The organism is Paraburkholderia sp. DD10, from assembly GCF_049177125.1.
GTDB lineage: Bacteria > Pseudomonadota > Gammaproteobacteria > Burkholderiales > Burkholderiaceae > Paraburkholderia > Paraburkholderia terricola.
In genome coordinates, this window is record NZ_CP185392.1 from 2,301,893 (window position 1) to 2,316,790 (window position 14,898).

At 61.6% G+C, this 14,898-nt stretch carries 12 protein-coding genes; 4 read left to right on the plus strand and 8 right to left on the minus strand.

Going from position 1 to position 14,898, the window contains the following annotated elements; all coding sequences use genetic code 11:
• Positions 1–45: 45 nt before the first annotated feature.
• Entirely contained in the window at positions 46–1,227 is a 1,182-nt protein-coding gene (locus ACOCG7_RS10490) for an isovaleryl-CoA dehydrogenase (protein WP_421375388.1), read from the minus strand.
• A 278-nt stretch (positions 1,228–1,505) separates the two neighbouring features.
• Between ACOCG7_RS10490 and ACOCG7_RS10495 the strand changes: the two genes are divergently transcribed.
• Positions 1,506–2,240, plus strand: a complete 735-nt coding sequence (locus ACOCG7_RS10495; protein WP_421375390.1) for a TetR/AcrR family transcriptional regulator — start codon at positions 1,506–1,508, stop codon at positions 2,238–2,240.
• Between the two features lie 86 nt (positions 2,241–2,326).
• Here ACOCG7_RS10495 and ACOCG7_RS10500 read toward each other — a convergent pair whose 3' ends face one another.
• Genes ACOCG7_RS10500 through ACOCG7_RS10515 form a run of 4 tightly spaced genes read right to left on the minus strand, consistent with a single transcriptional unit; the run spans position 2,327 to position 7,973 of the window.
• Entirely contained in the window at positions 2,327–4,027 is a 1,701-nt protein-coding gene (locus ACOCG7_RS10500; protein ID WP_421375392.1) for a phospholipase effector Tle1 domain-containing protein, read from the minus strand.
• Positions 4,024–4,503, minus strand: coding sequence for a DUF3304 domain-containing protein (locus tag ACOCG7_RS10505; RefSeq protein WP_421375394.1), 480 nt, complete (start codon positions 4,501–4,503; stop codon positions 4,024–4,026). Before ACOCG7_RS10505 ends, ACOCG7_RS10500 begins: the two co-directional genes overlap by 4 nt.
• Before the next feature lie 6 nt (positions 4,504–4,509).
• Positions 4,510–5,415, minus strand: coding sequence for a DUF4123 domain-containing protein (locus tag ACOCG7_RS10510; protein WP_421375396.1), 906 nt, complete (start codon positions 5,413–5,415; stop codon positions 4,510–4,512).
• The gene (locus tag ACOCG7_RS10515) at positions 5,412–7,973 is read right to left on the minus strand and encodes a type VI secretion system Vgr family protein (RefSeq protein WP_421375398.1); all 2,562 of its coding nucleotides are present in this window, start codon (positions 7,971–7,973) and stop codon (positions 5,412–5,414) included. Before ACOCG7_RS10515 ends, ACOCG7_RS10510 begins: the two co-directional genes overlap by 4 nt.
• 341 nt (positions 7,974–8,314) lie before the next feature.
• Here ACOCG7_RS10515 and ACOCG7_RS10520 point away from each other — a divergent pair, with 341 nt between their 5' ends.
• Positions 8,315–9,118 carry a DUF72 domain-containing protein gene (locus tag ACOCG7_RS10520; protein WP_421375400.1) on the plus strand — a complete coding sequence of 268 codons (804 nt, stop codon included), beginning with the start codon at positions 8,315–8,317 and terminating at the stop codon, positions 9,116–9,118.
• A gap of 119 nt (positions 9,119–9,237) precedes the next feature.
• Positions 9,238–10,356 (plus strand): 3-deoxy-7-phosphoheptulonate synthase, encoded by a 1,119-nt coding sequence (locus tag ACOCG7_RS10525; protein ID WP_421375402.1) that lies wholly within the window; start codon positions 9,238–9,240, stop codon positions 10,354–10,356.
• A gap of 197 nt (positions 10,357–10,553) precedes the next feature.
• Here the strand turns inward: ACOCG7_RS10525 and ACOCG7_RS10530 are convergent, their stop codons facing one another.
• Positions 10,554–10,832: an HU family DNA-binding protein gene (locus ACOCG7_RS10530; RefSeq protein ID WP_006049832.1), complete on the minus strand. Its 279-nt coding sequence runs from the start codon at positions 10,830–10,832 to the stop codon at positions 10,554–10,556.
• Between the two features lie 584 nt (positions 10,833–11,416).
• Here ACOCG7_RS10530 and ACOCG7_RS10535 point away from each other — a divergent pair.
• Positions 11,417–13,390: a putative bifunctional diguanylate cyclase/phosphodiesterase gene (locus ACOCG7_RS10535; protein ID WP_421375407.1), complete on the plus strand. Its 1,974-nt coding sequence runs from the start codon at positions 11,417–11,419 to the stop codon at positions 13,388–13,390.
• A 27-nt stretch (positions 13,391–13,417) separates the two neighbouring features.
• Here the strand turns inward: ACOCG7_RS10535 and ACOCG7_RS10540 are convergent, their stop codons facing one another.
• Both ACOCG7_RS10540 and ACOCG7_RS10545 read right to left on the minus strand, forming a co-directional pair.
• Positions 13,418–14,146 carry a DUF899 family protein gene (locus ACOCG7_RS10540; protein ID WP_310117762.1) on the minus strand — a complete coding sequence of 243 codons (729 nt, stop codon included), beginning with the start codon at positions 14,144–14,146 and terminating at the stop codon, positions 13,418–13,420.
• A gap of 152 nt (positions 14,147–14,298) precedes the next feature.
• Positions 14,299–14,892, minus strand: a complete 594-nt coding sequence (locus ACOCG7_RS10545) for a peroxidase-related enzyme (protein WP_421375409.1) — start codon at positions 14,890–14,892, stop codon at positions 14,299–14,301.
• Positions 14,893–14,898: the final 6 nt, after the last annotated feature.

Consider the following 14,898-nt stretch of genomic DNA (forward strand, 5'->3'; position numbering starts at 1 on the left):
CGCTTTTTTCAGGCGCGCGCTCAATGAGCGGCGCGGTACTTTGGATCAAGCCGTTTCGGCGAACAGTTCGCGGCCGATCAGCATGCGACGGATTTCGCTCGTGCCCGCGCCGATTTCATAGAGCTTCGCATCGCGCCACAAACGGCCGACCGGATATTCGTTGATGTAGCCGTTGCCGCCGAGAATCTGGATCGCTTCGCCGGCCATCCACGTAGCCTTTTCGGCGGTGTAGAGAATGACGCCGGCGCAGTCTTTACGCACCTGGCGAACGTGCTCCTTGCCGAGCGTGTCGAGTTGCCGGCCCACCGCGTACAGATACGCGCGGCACGCTTGCAGCGTGGTGTACATATCGGCGACCTTGCCTTGAATCAGCTGGAATTCACCGATCGGCTGACCGAACTGCTTGCGGTCATGGATATACGGCACGACCGCGTCCATAACCGCGACCATGATGCCAGTGGGGCCGCCCGCGAGTACCGCGCGCTCGTAATCGAGGCCGCTCATCAGCACCTTCGCGCCGCCGTTCAACTGACCGAGGATGTTTTCCTCCGGCACCTCGACGTTCTCGAACACCAGTTCGCCGGTATGCGAGCCGCGCATGCCGAGCTTGTCGAGCTTTTGCGCCACCGAGAAACCCTTCATGCCTTTCTCGACGATAAACGCGGTAATGCCGCGCGAATTCGCTTCGAGATCCGTCTTGGCATAGACAACCAGCGTGTCGCAATCGGGGCCGTTGGTGATCCACATCTTCGTGCCATTGAGCACGTAGTGATCGCCCTTTTTGTCCGCGCGCAGTTTCATGCTGACCACGTCGGAGCCCGCGTTCGGCTCGCTCATCGCGAGTGCGCCGATGTGTTCGCCGGAAACCAGCTTGGGCAGATACTTTTGTTTTTGTGCTTCCGTGCCGTTGCGATGAATCTGGTTGACGCACAGATTCGAATGCGCGCCGTAAGAGAGACCGACCGAAGCCGACGCGCGCGAGATCTCTTCCATCGCGATCATGTGCGCGGTGTAGCCCATGTTCGCGCCGCCGTATTCCTCGGCGACCGTCATGCCGAGCACGCCCAGATCGCCGAACTTGCGCCACAGGTCCATGGGGAATTGATCGGTGCGATCGATTTCCGCCGCGCGTGGGGCGATTTCCTTGGCAGCGAATCCCGCGATGCTGTCGCGCAGCATTTCGATTTCCTCGCCGAGCGGGAATCGCAAACCGGGCAGGTTGCTCATTGCGTTGTCTCCAGAGTTCGTTGGCGGCCGGCCTGCCACGATGGGCGCCGGCGGGTACGAGTGCGGCCCGGCGGAGGGCGATGGCCTTGCGGCCCGCCGTCTCGCCACGCACGAGGCGCGAAACGTTCAAGGCGCATTTCACGCCAGATTTACGTAAGCGTCAATAGGTATTTTTGAGTGTCACTCAGAAATTGAGTTTCGTGGTTTTCGCTCGTGTTCGACGTGATAGGATCGCGGTTATCGGGGCTTGCCGCCTCATCAATCTGAACTTGACTCATATGACGGTTGCCCTGAAGGCCGAGTTACCCGCCTCGCGCCGCCAGCCGGCCGGGCGCAAGTCGCAGCAGCGCGTGAAGGAGATTCTTCAGGCGGGCCGCGACGTGTTCGCCGAGAAAGGCTACGAGCGCGCGACGACGGCGGAGATCGCGCAGCGCCTCGGCATCTCCGAGGCGACGGTGTTCAGTTATTTCCGCGGCAAGCGCGAGCTATGCGCGCGCGTGATCGGCGATTGGTACGACGAGATCATCGAGGCGATCGAGTCGGGCTTGCCGCGCGACGGCACTGTGCGGCAACAGTTTGCGTTCATCGTGCGCACGCATTTGCGCTTGATGCTGGTGAACGGCACCGACCTGTGCGCGCTGGTGCTGTCAGAAGGACGCGCGCGGCATCACGAACTGAGCGAGGCGCTGACGGACCTGCAACGCCGCTATACCGCGCCGTTGATGCGCGTGCTGGCGCAAGGCCAGAAGAGCGGGCAGATTCGCACGGATATGCCGTTGCGGCTATTGCGTTCGATGGTGTTCGGGCCGATGGAACACGTGCTGTGGGATGCCACGCTGGCGAAACGCCGTATCGATATCGACGCGACCGCGGATCAGTTGATCGATGTTCTGTGGGCCGCGCTTACGCCGCCGGATCTGGCGGTTAGTGCGTTGCAGCGGTTCAGGGTGGAGGTGGCCGAGGCTAATCGGCGGTTTGAGGAGGCGGCGGGGGGTGCGGGGGGCGGGCAATAGGATTTTGTGGCGAGTGGCCGACGTTTCTGATCGGCGTCGGCAGCCGCAGTTCGACTGAAGGAGGCTCCCTCGCCTCTGCAAAATGGCTAGAACTTCGTGTCCGATGCTGAGAAGACTGCCTCCCTAGCGCCGAAAAACAGTGTGCGCGGACGCAGATACTGGACCGTAGCCGCCCTGTTTTCGTCTTCAACTGCCGAGCAGTATTTCGCGGCCACCTGGGTGAAATAGTGTCCGCAGGTTTGCGCGGCACCGATCTGGTTCATGGCGACGATTGCCGCATCGGTCGAGTGGTTCCACGCTGCCTGACTGTCATGAATATAGTTGTCGAAGAACGCGGCGACTTCTGGCGCAAGTGGGCTCGGGTCGTTCCATGCCTCCCACACCGCCTTTTCCCACGCAGATGCATAGCCACCAGATACCGTGCGGGACAACGCCTTTGCCTCACCCAATAACGTGCTGTCGGCCTCCTTCGACTGCAGCCTGTCCGTGTCGAGCTGGTTGTTGGTGGCAATCTGCTGGTTCAGCGACGCTTCCTGTGAGGCGTTGGTGTTACGTTGACTGACCGGGTCTCGCGTCAGAGGCAACTCTTCAGCCCGGAATCTGGCCGCCCGAAAATCCTGGTTCCTGAGTGAAGTCAGTCGCTGATACAGTGACGAATTTTCCTGCTTCGCTTGCTGCGACAACGCGGAAAGATGCTGGGCGACCGGTGCCTGCGCGTTGTTCATGCGTAGCTTGCGCCACCGCCAGTAAAGCTTCAGATGGCCGAACATCTGTTCCTCGACCGACGAGCCCGTGGCTTCGAAAGCGCTCATATAGGCTCGGAAGAAAGGCAGTACGTTTGCGTCTACCCTCAGTTGTTCCTTCGCGGCCGTTGGCAACCTATCTACGGGAACAAGCGGCACGCCCGCCATTTGCGCTTCGCGGTACATCATGTTTAACGGCAACTTCGCATAGGCGTTCGACCGTCCTTGTTCGTTTGCCGCGTAACCGCCACCCACGTCCGAGTGGACGCCGGGGTATACATATTCAACCGTGTTCGACGGATAGTGTGCGTCCCGACGAACCGAGTCCAACGGGAAGGCAAACCGCAGTTCGTGTGCTGCCACCATATGCACACACCGCTCGACGATTGCCGGAATACCGAGCTCCTTCGCATAGGTGTTGTGCTCGCGCGGCATGCCCACCGACGCGACCGTATCGAAAACGCCGACGAAGTAAATCCGGAACCGTGCGCCGTCTCGAGTCCATTGGCCGTTCTGTTGTTTTGCCTGCTTCGCGAGGCGATTGACGAACGCCCGCGCGAGCGTCGCACCGCGTGAGAAGCCGAATACTGCGACGTGTACTGTGTTGATCTTCAGGCCATGTGATCTTTGCGTATCGATGGCAAATTTCAGACGCTTTTCGGCCCAATCGATACGTTCCATCCCCATGTAACCCGTCGCGGCGCCTCTGACACCGCCTGCATCACCGATCTGCGGGAATTGGGTGCCGACGCCCTGGAGATATTCCCGGGTAACGCCTTGTGAAGCGCTGGATGGCGTGTGGGCCATAAATAGCCTCGCCACGTTCGAATAGGCTTGTTGGTCGTGCGGTCGCGACTCTTCATCGTACAGGCTGTTGCTTGTTCCGTCGAAGAATGCGCTGAACCACACATCAGTGATGCACGACGCCTGCTTGTGAGGCGGATCTATCGCCGCAGGCGCGATCTGGGCGGCTCGCTTTATCAGGTCCGACGGCGACAGCTTGTCGATCAGCGCGACATCTGGACGAAGTGCGGCGTCGCTCATGGCTGCTCCGTGCGGCCTTCCGGCAGCTTGGTGCGCGGCGGAGACGACCAATGCGTCACGGCTGCCTCGACGTGTCCGTCGGCATAGAAGTGGACCTCGAAGTTTTGCGGGTCAGCAGGAAACGGAGGGTTCACCGATACCCACGCCTGCTTTCGGAGCCCCGGCGCAATGGTGTGTCCGCTTTCGTCGTCAATCCGTCCGATGGTCCAGTCGATCCGTAGCCTGACGGGCTTTTTCATGCTCGGGTCTAACAGGACGCAGCACGTTCCCCCACCCCCTCCCGACGTTGGGGTGCTAAGGAACACGTTTCCTCCCCACGCTCCATTACCTTGCTCATCCGTGACGGTGAAGCTGTCGATGTACCGGGTCGTATAGTTATAGCCTTCGATGGCCAGACTGATCGGCTTCGCCCGGGAGCATCCCGTCGTTGCGACAAGCAGTGAGGCAACGAGAAAGACTTGAAGTAAAAGACGCATAACGTTTCAGGACACCTGTTGTTGGTTCAAACGTTCGTCGATCGCTGTGGCAACGCGATTTAGCGATGCTGCACCGGACATCACCGACTGAAGCAGCGGGACGACCGCTTCGGAGTCGATCCATTGCGCGCCGTGAGCGTAGGAAAGCGTGGCGATGATGAGCAGATCGGCCATCGAGTCGGTGCTCAAGCGAGCGCCGATCTTTATCTGGTCGTCACAGAAGATCTTGCGTTCTGCGACGGACAGCGAGTCGAACACCACCGGTGCGTGCGACTCGATATACCCTTCGAGCGCAATCCGATTGGCCAGATGTTCAAGCCGCTGCTGCTCGCCGCGACTCAGCTTGATCGCCTCCGTCACGCCCATCGGCGATGGTTGTCCAAATGGCCGCGGCAGCCGCTTCAACGCCTCATCGCCGTCGAAATACGCCCACGCTTCAACCGGTGCCATCAGGGCCGCCTGTCGCGCCGGGTCGAAACACGCGATCGTGTCGGCCATGATGCGCGGGTCGTACGGCCGCAGCATTACCGCGGTACCGCCGAACTCCGCGCGGATGAATGCCGCAAGATGCCTTGCAAGATCATCCATGGAAAGAGGCGACCACAACCAGCTAGCGAGGCTGTACCTATCGGCCAGCGCAACAAGCCTGCCTGTCAGTTCGCCGTCCAGATCGGGAAGAGAGACGAGTAGCGGCGAGGCCTCCGTTCGCGTGTCGTCGAACGCGTGAGCGAACAGTGAAGCCATCCTCGCGCCCGGCAACTGCGCTGCCAGATTGCCGTAGAGTCCAACGCCGTCGCTGGCCGTCGCGCCGGCATAGATTGCACTATCGAGCAGCGCATACATCGCATGCCCTTCTGGCTGGCTGGCGGCCAGCGCGCGAAGTTGCGAAAAAAGCTCGTCTGGCGTCGTCATGAACTGCTCGCTGCAAAGGGCATCTTCGCCTGCGCCGCGCGGATCATGCATTCGACGCAGATGCTTTTCGGAAGCTGGGGGATCGGGTAAGGCATCTGTGCAGGTCCGGAGAATGCATGCTGAGCGCCCTTGATATCGATCTTGCCAGGCGCATGAATCTCGATGTTGCCGCCCTTGATGCGGATATAGGCACCGCCCGATGTCAGAAGAATTTCCTGTTTCGCGGCCGCCTCGATCTTCTCTGTTGCCGACAGCAGCTTCATCGTCTTCTGCGCCGTCAGTTCGATGTTGTCCGAGTGCGCCTGAACTTCGACCTTACCCCTGGCCGCGAACAACTTCATCCCCGCGTTCTGCACGAACAGGCTGAGTTTTCCGGCCACGCTCGCGATCAGCGATTTGCCGGTCGCGATGTGCGTGCCCTGACCGCTTACGAAGTTGATGTGTTCGTCCGCCGATACATGGGCCGATTTCTGCGTGGACAACGCGATGCCCGACGGGCTGGCGAACAGCATGACCGGCTCCCTGAACGCATTGGCACTGCCCGTTCCACCGCCCGCCGTCCTGCCACCCGACGACGAACCCGAAACATTGTTCCGCGTAGCATCGGTGAACGACTTCAGTGCCGCGTGTCCGTCCCCGAGGCTTTCAGCCTGATGCGTGGTGCTCGCCGCGGACAGCGCTTCCAGCACGCTTTCCGCATTCACCAGTTGCGAGTTCGCCTCGCGCACGTCGAGTTGCTGGCCCGCTGCCGGTTTCGCATGCGTGGAAACGTACAGGCCCTGGCCGGCGCGCACCGCGCCGTAGGCGTCGGACTTCAGGTCGAAACCGCTGCCCAGATACGCGCCGCGTGTGTTGCCGGTCTGGGCGATCAGGTATCCCAGGTGCAGATGCGCATTCGTGCTGCTGCTATGGAGGTGAACGCGGTTCTGGCCGGTCGCATCGTCCATCACCATCTGGTTGTAGCCGCTGCCCTGATATTCCTTCGACCTGTAGCCCGACAGCAGACCGTTCGAATGCCAGGGCGGTTGCGTCGCGCCGTTATACACCCGGCCCGTGACGAGCGGCCTGTCGCAGTCGCCATCTGTCCAGTTGATCAGCACTTCCTCGCCGATCCTCGGCACATGCACGCCGCCATAGCCGCCGCCCGTATCCGACATCGCGACCCGCAGCCAGCATGATGCCTTCTCGTCGCCGTCGTTGAGCCGGTCCCAGTGGAAGCGCACCTTGATGCGGTTGAGTGCGTCGGTGTAGACCTCCTCGTTCGCCGGGCCGACGACGATTGCCGACTGCAGATGCATCTCCGGCTTGTGATGTTCGAACGGACTGCGGTAGGGCACGGCCTTGCGTTGCGCCTCGATCTCAACGAGGAAGAAGCCTTCGCTGCCATCGGCGTGGGCGACCGTCAACGCACTGGCCATGCCTCCATGATTCGCCCGGACCATCGCCAGTCCGCCTTTCAGGCTATGCGGAAAATCGGCGGCCTGACTCGAAACCGGCAGGTTGTTTTCAATGAACCACGACGTTGCGATCATGGCGAACTGCCGGTTCTGCTCACTGTCGGTAGCGTGCCCGGGGTGATCGTCCAGTTCGAACCAGCGGCCCGCATCGGCCTGTCTCACGCCGCCTGAACCGAAGAAGCGCTTCGCCCGCGACTCCCATTCCTCCATGCGGATCTTCGACAGATGATCGCCCCGGTCCTGGCTGCCGTAGGTGTACGCGCCGGTGTATTCGTAGACTTCGGCCTGCTGGGGCAGGTCGCCCTGTGTGGCAAGCGTCGGCACGGTCGTGCCCTTCGGACTGGCCGACGAACCGGGTGCCTTGTAATCGAAGGTGCGCGTCGTGAGCGTGGTGCTCTGAAGCGTTCTTGTGCCCGACCACTGAACCAGTGCATCGGTTTCGCTGTTCGTACCCGCTCGATAGAACCGGACCGTCTGCGGTGAGAGCGGCCGGAATGTATCCAGGTTGTCTGTCACGACAAGGGTATGTGACTGGCCATCGCCAGCCTGCTCGAAACAGCCGAACAGCCCTTCGCTTTCCATCAGGCGATGCACGAAATTCCAGTCGTCCTCGTATTGCATGCAGAACGAACGCGGGGGCAGGGGCCGGCTCAGCGCAAAGCGGAATGCGCCCTGGGCCTGTGGATGCAGGTTGAAGACATCGGTGAGAATTTCATCGACCGGTTTGTCCTGCCAGATCCGCGCGTCCTTGCGAAAGCGCAGGAAGTGCATCCACGAGGCAAAGCCGAGCTGATAGCTCGTGAGTCCGTTATCCGAGCCGAGGCGTCGCGCGGTATGCACATAGCCGTGATGAGGCAGATAGGATTTGTCGGTCTGCTGGATCCACAGCGTGACGGGCTGGGCGATCAGCGTCTTCAGTTCAATGGCACCGGAAGTGGAAACGACATCGACCGTGAATTCGTAATGGCGGCCAATCCGCGAATGGCCGATAACCCGCTGCGGCAGAAGAACATTACCGCCCAGCGGACTATCCAGTTTCAGCAGACGGTCGCTCTGAGCGAGTCCGCCATTTATTGCCCCGATTATGTCCTGCGCTCCCATACCGCCTCGTCTTGTTGGATCGAGCGACCGCGCTCCGCGCGATTCTACGAAACTTCAGATCAATCAGCCAGTCAACGAACATCAACAATTGCAAACAAGCATTGACTTCCCTGGCTTGCTCATGCACTCCGCATATCAGCAAAACTCGCTTAAGCGGTCTTTCTAATATTTTTCCAACCAGCAATAGCCGCCTTTAGGCAGAACGGTGTATGCGAGCAACGGGCGCGTCAGCAGATAGCCGATTCGGACCCAGCGCAATCAACCGTTGCATAGGCCACCCCAAAAAACCACAATGCGCTAACCTACCCCTCCAACGCGAACTCACCACCGAGGCACCCCCAATGCCATCCTCCAAAAGCAACCGAATCCGAATCGGCATCGGCGGCTGGACCTACGCGCCGTGGCGAGGCGCCTTCTACCCGTCCGACCTCACGCAAAGCCGTGAACTCGAATACGCGAGCCAACATCTCACATCGATAGAAATCAACGGCACGTTCTACGGTTTGCAAAAACCGTCGAGCTACGAGAAGTGGTATCAGGAAACCCCCGACGATTTCGTCTTCTCGCTGAAAGCCCCGCGCTACTCAACCAACCGGAAAGTTCTCGCGGACGCCAACGAAACGATCGAGCGCTTTTTCGCAAGCGGCGTGCTGCTGCTCAAACAGAAGCTCGGGCCGATCAACTGGCAATTCGCGCCGACCAAGAAATTCGACAAGGAAGATTTCGAAGCCTTCCTGAAACTGCTGCCGGCCAGTATCGAAGGCCAGAAGCTGAGGCACGCAATCGAAGTCCGCAACGACACCTTCAAAACGCCGGAATTCATCGCGCTCGCGAGAAAATACAAAGTCGCGGTCGTGCTGGCCGGCGACAGCTATTACCCGCAAATCGCCGACATCACCGCGCCATTCGTGTACGCCCGCATCATGGGCACGACCGACAAACAGGCCAAAGGCTATTCCACCAAGGCGCTCGATGCGTGGGCCGAACGCGCCCGTCAATTCGCGGCGGGCACGACCCCGGACGACCTGGAAACGAGCGCCGCGCCGCCCGCGAAAACCGCGGCACGCGACGTCTATCTGTATGTGATCAGCGGCTTCAAGGAACGCAATCCGGCTGCGGCCATGGCGTTGATCGAACGTCTGTGAGGCGCAGGTAACCCTGGTCCCGGAGCGCGGATGTCATAATCGCGGCAGCTGAAAACGCAGCGACATTCCAACATTCAGGCCGCAAGGCCACTTCATCACCCAGGTTCCGGGAGAACACTTTGAGCGCCATCGACAATCCTTTGCACGATCAGGAAGTCGGCTCGGCCGACGCCACCCAGGACACCACGCGCATCGACGACGTTCGGATCGGCGCGGTGCGTCCGCTGATTTCCCCCGCGCTGCTGCAAGACGAGTTGCCCGTGCCGCTTTCGGTGCAGACGCTCGTCGAGAAAACCCGCGCGGAAATCGCCGACATTCTCCACGGCCGTGACGACCGGCTCGTGATGATCGTCGGCCCGTGTTCGATTCATGACCACGACCAGGCGATCGAATACGCGCGCAAGCTGAAAGTCGCGGCCGACACCTACAGGAACGATCTGCTGATCGTGATGCGGGTCTACTTCGAAAAGCCGCGCACCACCGTGGGCTGGAAGGGCTATATCAACGATCCGCGCCTCGACGGCAGCTACCGCATCAACGAGGGTCTGCGCCTCGCGCGGCAACTGCTGCTCGACATCAACGGTCTGGGCTTGCCCACGGCCACGGAATTTCTCGATCTGCTGAGCCCGCAATACATCGCCGATCTGATCGCGTGGGGCGCGATCGGCGCGCGCACGACCGAGAGCCAGAGTCATCGGCAACTGGCGTCGGGGCTGAGTTGCCCGATCGGTTTCAAGAACGGCACGGACGGCGGCGTGCAAATCGCGGCCGACGCCATCGTCGCCGCGCGCGCGAGCCATGCGTTCATGGGCATGACCAAGATGGGCATGGCCGCGATCTTCGAAACGCGCGGCAACGACGACGCGCACGTGATCCTGCGCGGCGGCAAGCAAGGGCCGAATTACGACAGCGCGTCGGTGGAGGCAAGCTGCGCGGCGCTCAGATCAGCGGGCTTGCGAGAGCAGGTCATGGTCGACTGTTCGCACGCGAACTCGGGCAAATCGCATTTGCGTCAACTGGACGTGGTGCAGGATCTGGCGCGGCAACTCTCGCAGCGCGAGCGCCGCATCATCGGCGTCATGCTGGAAAGTCATCTGAAAGAAGGCCGTCAGGACCTGAAGGCCGGTGTGCCGCTACGTTACGGCGTATCGATCACGGATGCCTGCGTGAGCTGGACGCAGACGGAACCGGTGCTCGACACCCTCGCCGAAGCAAGCCGCAAACGCCGCGCGGGCTGATCTCGCGCCGGCAAATTGCAACCGGGTTGACGACCCGGGTTCGCAACACAGCTTGCAAGCGAAACACACGCGCCGCGCCAGCCGCCGATCCGGCTACATCATCGGGGATGGGCAGCGCGTGATTCCTTACGCCCGAGACATCGTCCGCCGCGCGCTATCGCAGCGCGCGTGGATGCTCCGGCGCGAGGCGCGTTGCATTACGACGCGTTGACGGCTTCCTTGAATGCCTTGCCGGCGGTGAACTTCACCGTCTTGGCTGCGGCGATCTGGATTTCGGCGCCCGTCGACGGATTGCGGCCCACGCGTGCCGCGCGCGCGCCGGTCGAGAAAGAACCGAAACCGACCAGTTGCACCGTATCGCCGCCCACCACTGCCTTGGTTACCGCTTCGACGATCGCGTCGATGGTTTGGCCCGTGGCCGCTTTGCTTTCGCCCGTCGCTGCAGCGACTGCATCAATCAGTTCCTGTTTGTTCATAGCACTTCCCGTATGGTAATCATGGAACCGGCGCCACATCTGTCGCGCCGGGACCGACACACTAACGCATAGGCGCGCATTCGCGCAAACCTTGGTGTAAGCCTTGTATCACCCGCCCAGCGGGAATTTGACGATTTTTTCCCGCAAAGTGCCATAAGAATCGAGCGCTTACGTTTTTCCGGCGCTTCACGGCGGCCCGCGCCATATCACAATCCGTTGCAATTTCAGTGCTTTAGCGCAAGCCTGCGCGGTGCGGACAGGCTTTTTTGCCATGTTATGTTGCACCTCGCGATTTGACGTTCCAGTGGCGCCGCGCCCGGCAATAAAGAATCGGAGAGAAATAAAAAAACGCCGGGTTTCGCCATATTGCAACAGGCGCGGCGCTCGCCGGATCGCCGTAAGCCGCCTCCGCTTGCAACATCACGCGGCACAAATGACGCCAACCGATGGCCGGGAGGTCGTACTTACCGCCCTGCGCCGAGCCCGATCTCAGGCCCGATCTCGAACCCGAAATGCTCTCAAGGTCCCACCGGCACTGCCGATATATAAAGCTGCGTGTGCGGCGCAAACACTAAAGGATGGGAATGGTTCGGCTAGCCAGATTGAAAGAAGCGCTGTCTGTCGCGGAAGGCGACCCCGAACTGGTGCGTTCGCAGCTTCAGGCGTTCGGCCATCAGATACCGTTGCTGTACTTCATGCTGCTCGTCAACACGGTGGCCGTCGCCGTCACGCATCTGAGAAGCGCGCCCGCCTGGTTGTCCATCTACATTCCCGTGTTGCTCTGCGCGGTCTGCGTCATCCGTTGCGTTCGATGGTGGCGCGTGCGGCGCCGGGTTCTCACGCACGACAAGGCCGTGCCTGAACTGCGCAGGCTGATCTGGCTCGCCGGCATCTTCGGCATCGCGTTCAGCGCCTGGTCGCTGCTGCTGTTCCCCTACGGCACCGCTTACGAACAAGCCCAGGTCGCGTTCTATATGGCGACCACCGTGGTGGGCTGCGTGTTCTGCCTGATGCACCTGCGCGCGGCCGCGCTGCTTCTGCTGTCGATCGTCATCCTGAGCTTCGCGACCTTTCTGGTTTTCACCGGCTACCCCGTGTTCATTGCGATGGCGGTCGACATGACGCTGGTCGGCCTCGCGCTCGCCTTCATCATCGAACTGTATTACCGGACCTTCGCCGGCGTGGTTCACGCGCAGCGCGAATTGCAGGCGAGCCAGCAGAATACGCAGCGGCTCAGCGACGACAACTTCCGCCTCGCGAGCATCGACAGCCTCACCGACCTGCCCAACCGGCGCAGCTTCTTCGCGTCGTTGCGCGCGCTGTCCGAACAGGCGCTCGGCAGCGGCGGCGGCTTCAACGTCGGGCTGATCGATCTGGACGGATTCAAGCAGGTCAACGACATCTACGGACACGCGAGCGGCGACCTCGTCCTCCAGGAAGTCGGCTTGCGGCTGCTCGCGCTTGCCGAGCCGGGCATCTTCTTCGCGCGCCTCGGCGGCGACGAATTCGGCGTGCTCGCGCAACACCAGCTTTCGAACGAGACGCTGGTGGCGTTGGGGCAGCGCATCTGCGACGCGCTCAGTCAGCCGTACCAGGTGGCCGGCAATGTCGCCGAATTGTCGGGAACGATCGGCTGGGCCGCGTTTCCCGAGGCGGGCACGACCGTCGCGCAGGTATTCGAACGGGCCGACGCCGCGCTGTACGTGGGCAAGGAAAGCCGCCGCGGCACGCCGGTGATCTTCTCGACCGAACACGAAACGCGGATTCGCCGCTCGAGTCTCGTGACCCAGGAACTGCGCCACGCCGATCTCGAGTCGGAGCTGTTCCTCGAATTCCAGCCGATCCACGACGTGCTCACGCAGCGCACCATCGGCATGGAAGCGCTCGGGCGATGGCATAACGCGCGGCTCGGCGCGGTCAGGCCGGAAGAATTCATTCGGATCGCGGAGCGCACCGAACTGATTCTGCGCATCACTGAAGTGCTGCTGCGCAAGGCGCTCGATGAAGTGTCACGCTGGCCGTCCGAACTGTATCTGTCGTTCAATCTGTCCGCGATCGATATCTCCACCTCGGCGCGCGCCCGCCGCCTGATCGATATCGTGCTGGCGAGCGGCGTGCCGCCGCATCGCGTGTCGTTCGAGATTACGGAGACCGCCGTGACGCGCGACTTCGAGCAGGCCCACAGTGCGCTCACGATGATCAAGCAGGCCGGCTGCCGCGTGTCGCTCGACGACTTCGGCACCGGCTATTCGAGCCTGAGCTACGTGCATCGCCTGCCCTTCGATACCATCAAGATCGACCGCAGCTTCATGACCGACGTCGATTCCAACAGCGCGTCGAAGAAGATCGTCAAGTCGGTGCTCGACCTGTGCGGAAATCTCGGGCTCGAATGCGTCGTGGAAGGGCTCGAAACGTCATCGCAGGCCGAGGTGGTCAAGGCGCTGGGCGCTCGCGCGGTGCAGGGCTATCTGTTCGGCAGACCGATGCGGGCCAGCGCCGTCCGCGCTTATCTGCAAACGGCGCTGGGGCAAAGCTATGCGCTCGGCGCGCGGCCGTAGCGCGAGCGCGCCGCCGCGAAAGCCCGACTAACGCGGCGCGGTTTCGTATTCCAGCTTCGGATACCAGTCCTTGCCGCGGCCCCCGGGCGTCATGTCGAGCACGGTCCAGATCGGCATCACATCAGGAGCGCCGCGCGGGTCCTGGCCGGGGTCCGCTGTCGACGGCCCCATCTCCTCGGCCCAGAAGTGCCGAATCGTGCCGCCGGAACGCGTGAAAACGTTGAACGCGGGATTATCGTCGCCATCGGGATCTTCGGCCGCGTAATCGCGATTGAAGGTATTGCCGGCCGACGAATACAAGCGCAGATGCCGCCAGCCGCGCTCTTTCTTGAACGCGACCAGCTTCTCGATCGGCGAGCGGCCGATCACGGCGAACGCCACGCGTTGCAGGATATCGGGCATTTCGCCGTCGTATGCGCTCAGCAGCGACGTGCACATCGGACAGGGCCGTGCCCGCTTCGGGCCGAACATCCAGTTGTAGGTAACGAGCGTGTCATGCGCGCCGAACATCGCGGATAACGTCACCGGACCTTCCTCGCCCTCGAAGCGATAGTCCTCGGGCACGACGCCGCCGGGCGGCAGCGCGCGGCGCTGCGCGGCGACGCGTTCGATATGGCGGCGCAACTCGATTTCCTCGGCCAGCAACGCGTTGCGCGCGCGGCGATATTCGGTGCTCTCGCCGGGAAAGCGCGGAGGGGAATCGGCCAGCAGGCGGGCCGGCTTCAGTGTCTGTGCGGATGCGTTGGGGTCGGTCATCAGCCATCTCCTCGTATGAAAAGGGATCAAGGGCGACAGCGGCGCGCCGCGACGGCGAGCGATTTGGTGCCCTTCTACGGCTACGACGAATGGCGCGCCGTCAAATCGACAGCGCCGATCAAAAAGTTTATTGCCGCCGTATGCGGTCGCGCTTACTGCGCCGCGCCTTTCGGTACGCGGCCCATCAGATGGAACTCGTCGTTCGGCCGCATTGAAATGACGTTGGCGATCCGGTTCGACAAACCGAAAAACGCGGTAATCGCCGCAATGTCCCAGATGTCCTCGTCGGAAAAACCATGTTTCCGCAGGGTTTGAAAATCGGCGTCATCCACCGTGCCTGATTCGCGGCAGACCTTCAGCGCGAAATCGAGCATCGCCTTCTGACGCGCGGTGATATCCGCCTTGCGATGATTGACGGCCACCTGATCGGCGAGCAACGGCGCCTTTTCGTAAATGCGCAGAATCGCGCCGTGCGCCACCACGCAATACAGGCAATCGTTCACCGCACTCGTGGCGACGACGATCATCTCGCGCTCGCCTTTGGTGAGGCCGCCCTCTTTCAGCATCAACGCATCGTGGTAAGCGAAGAACGCGCGAAATTCATCCGGGCGGTGCGCGAGCGTGAGGAATACATTCGGCACAAAACCGGCTTTCTGCTGGACTTCGAGAATGCGCGCGCGGATGTCGTCCGGCCATTCGCTCGGCTCAGGCACGGGGTAGCGGCTGATCGGCTGAAGGTTTGCCATGCGATG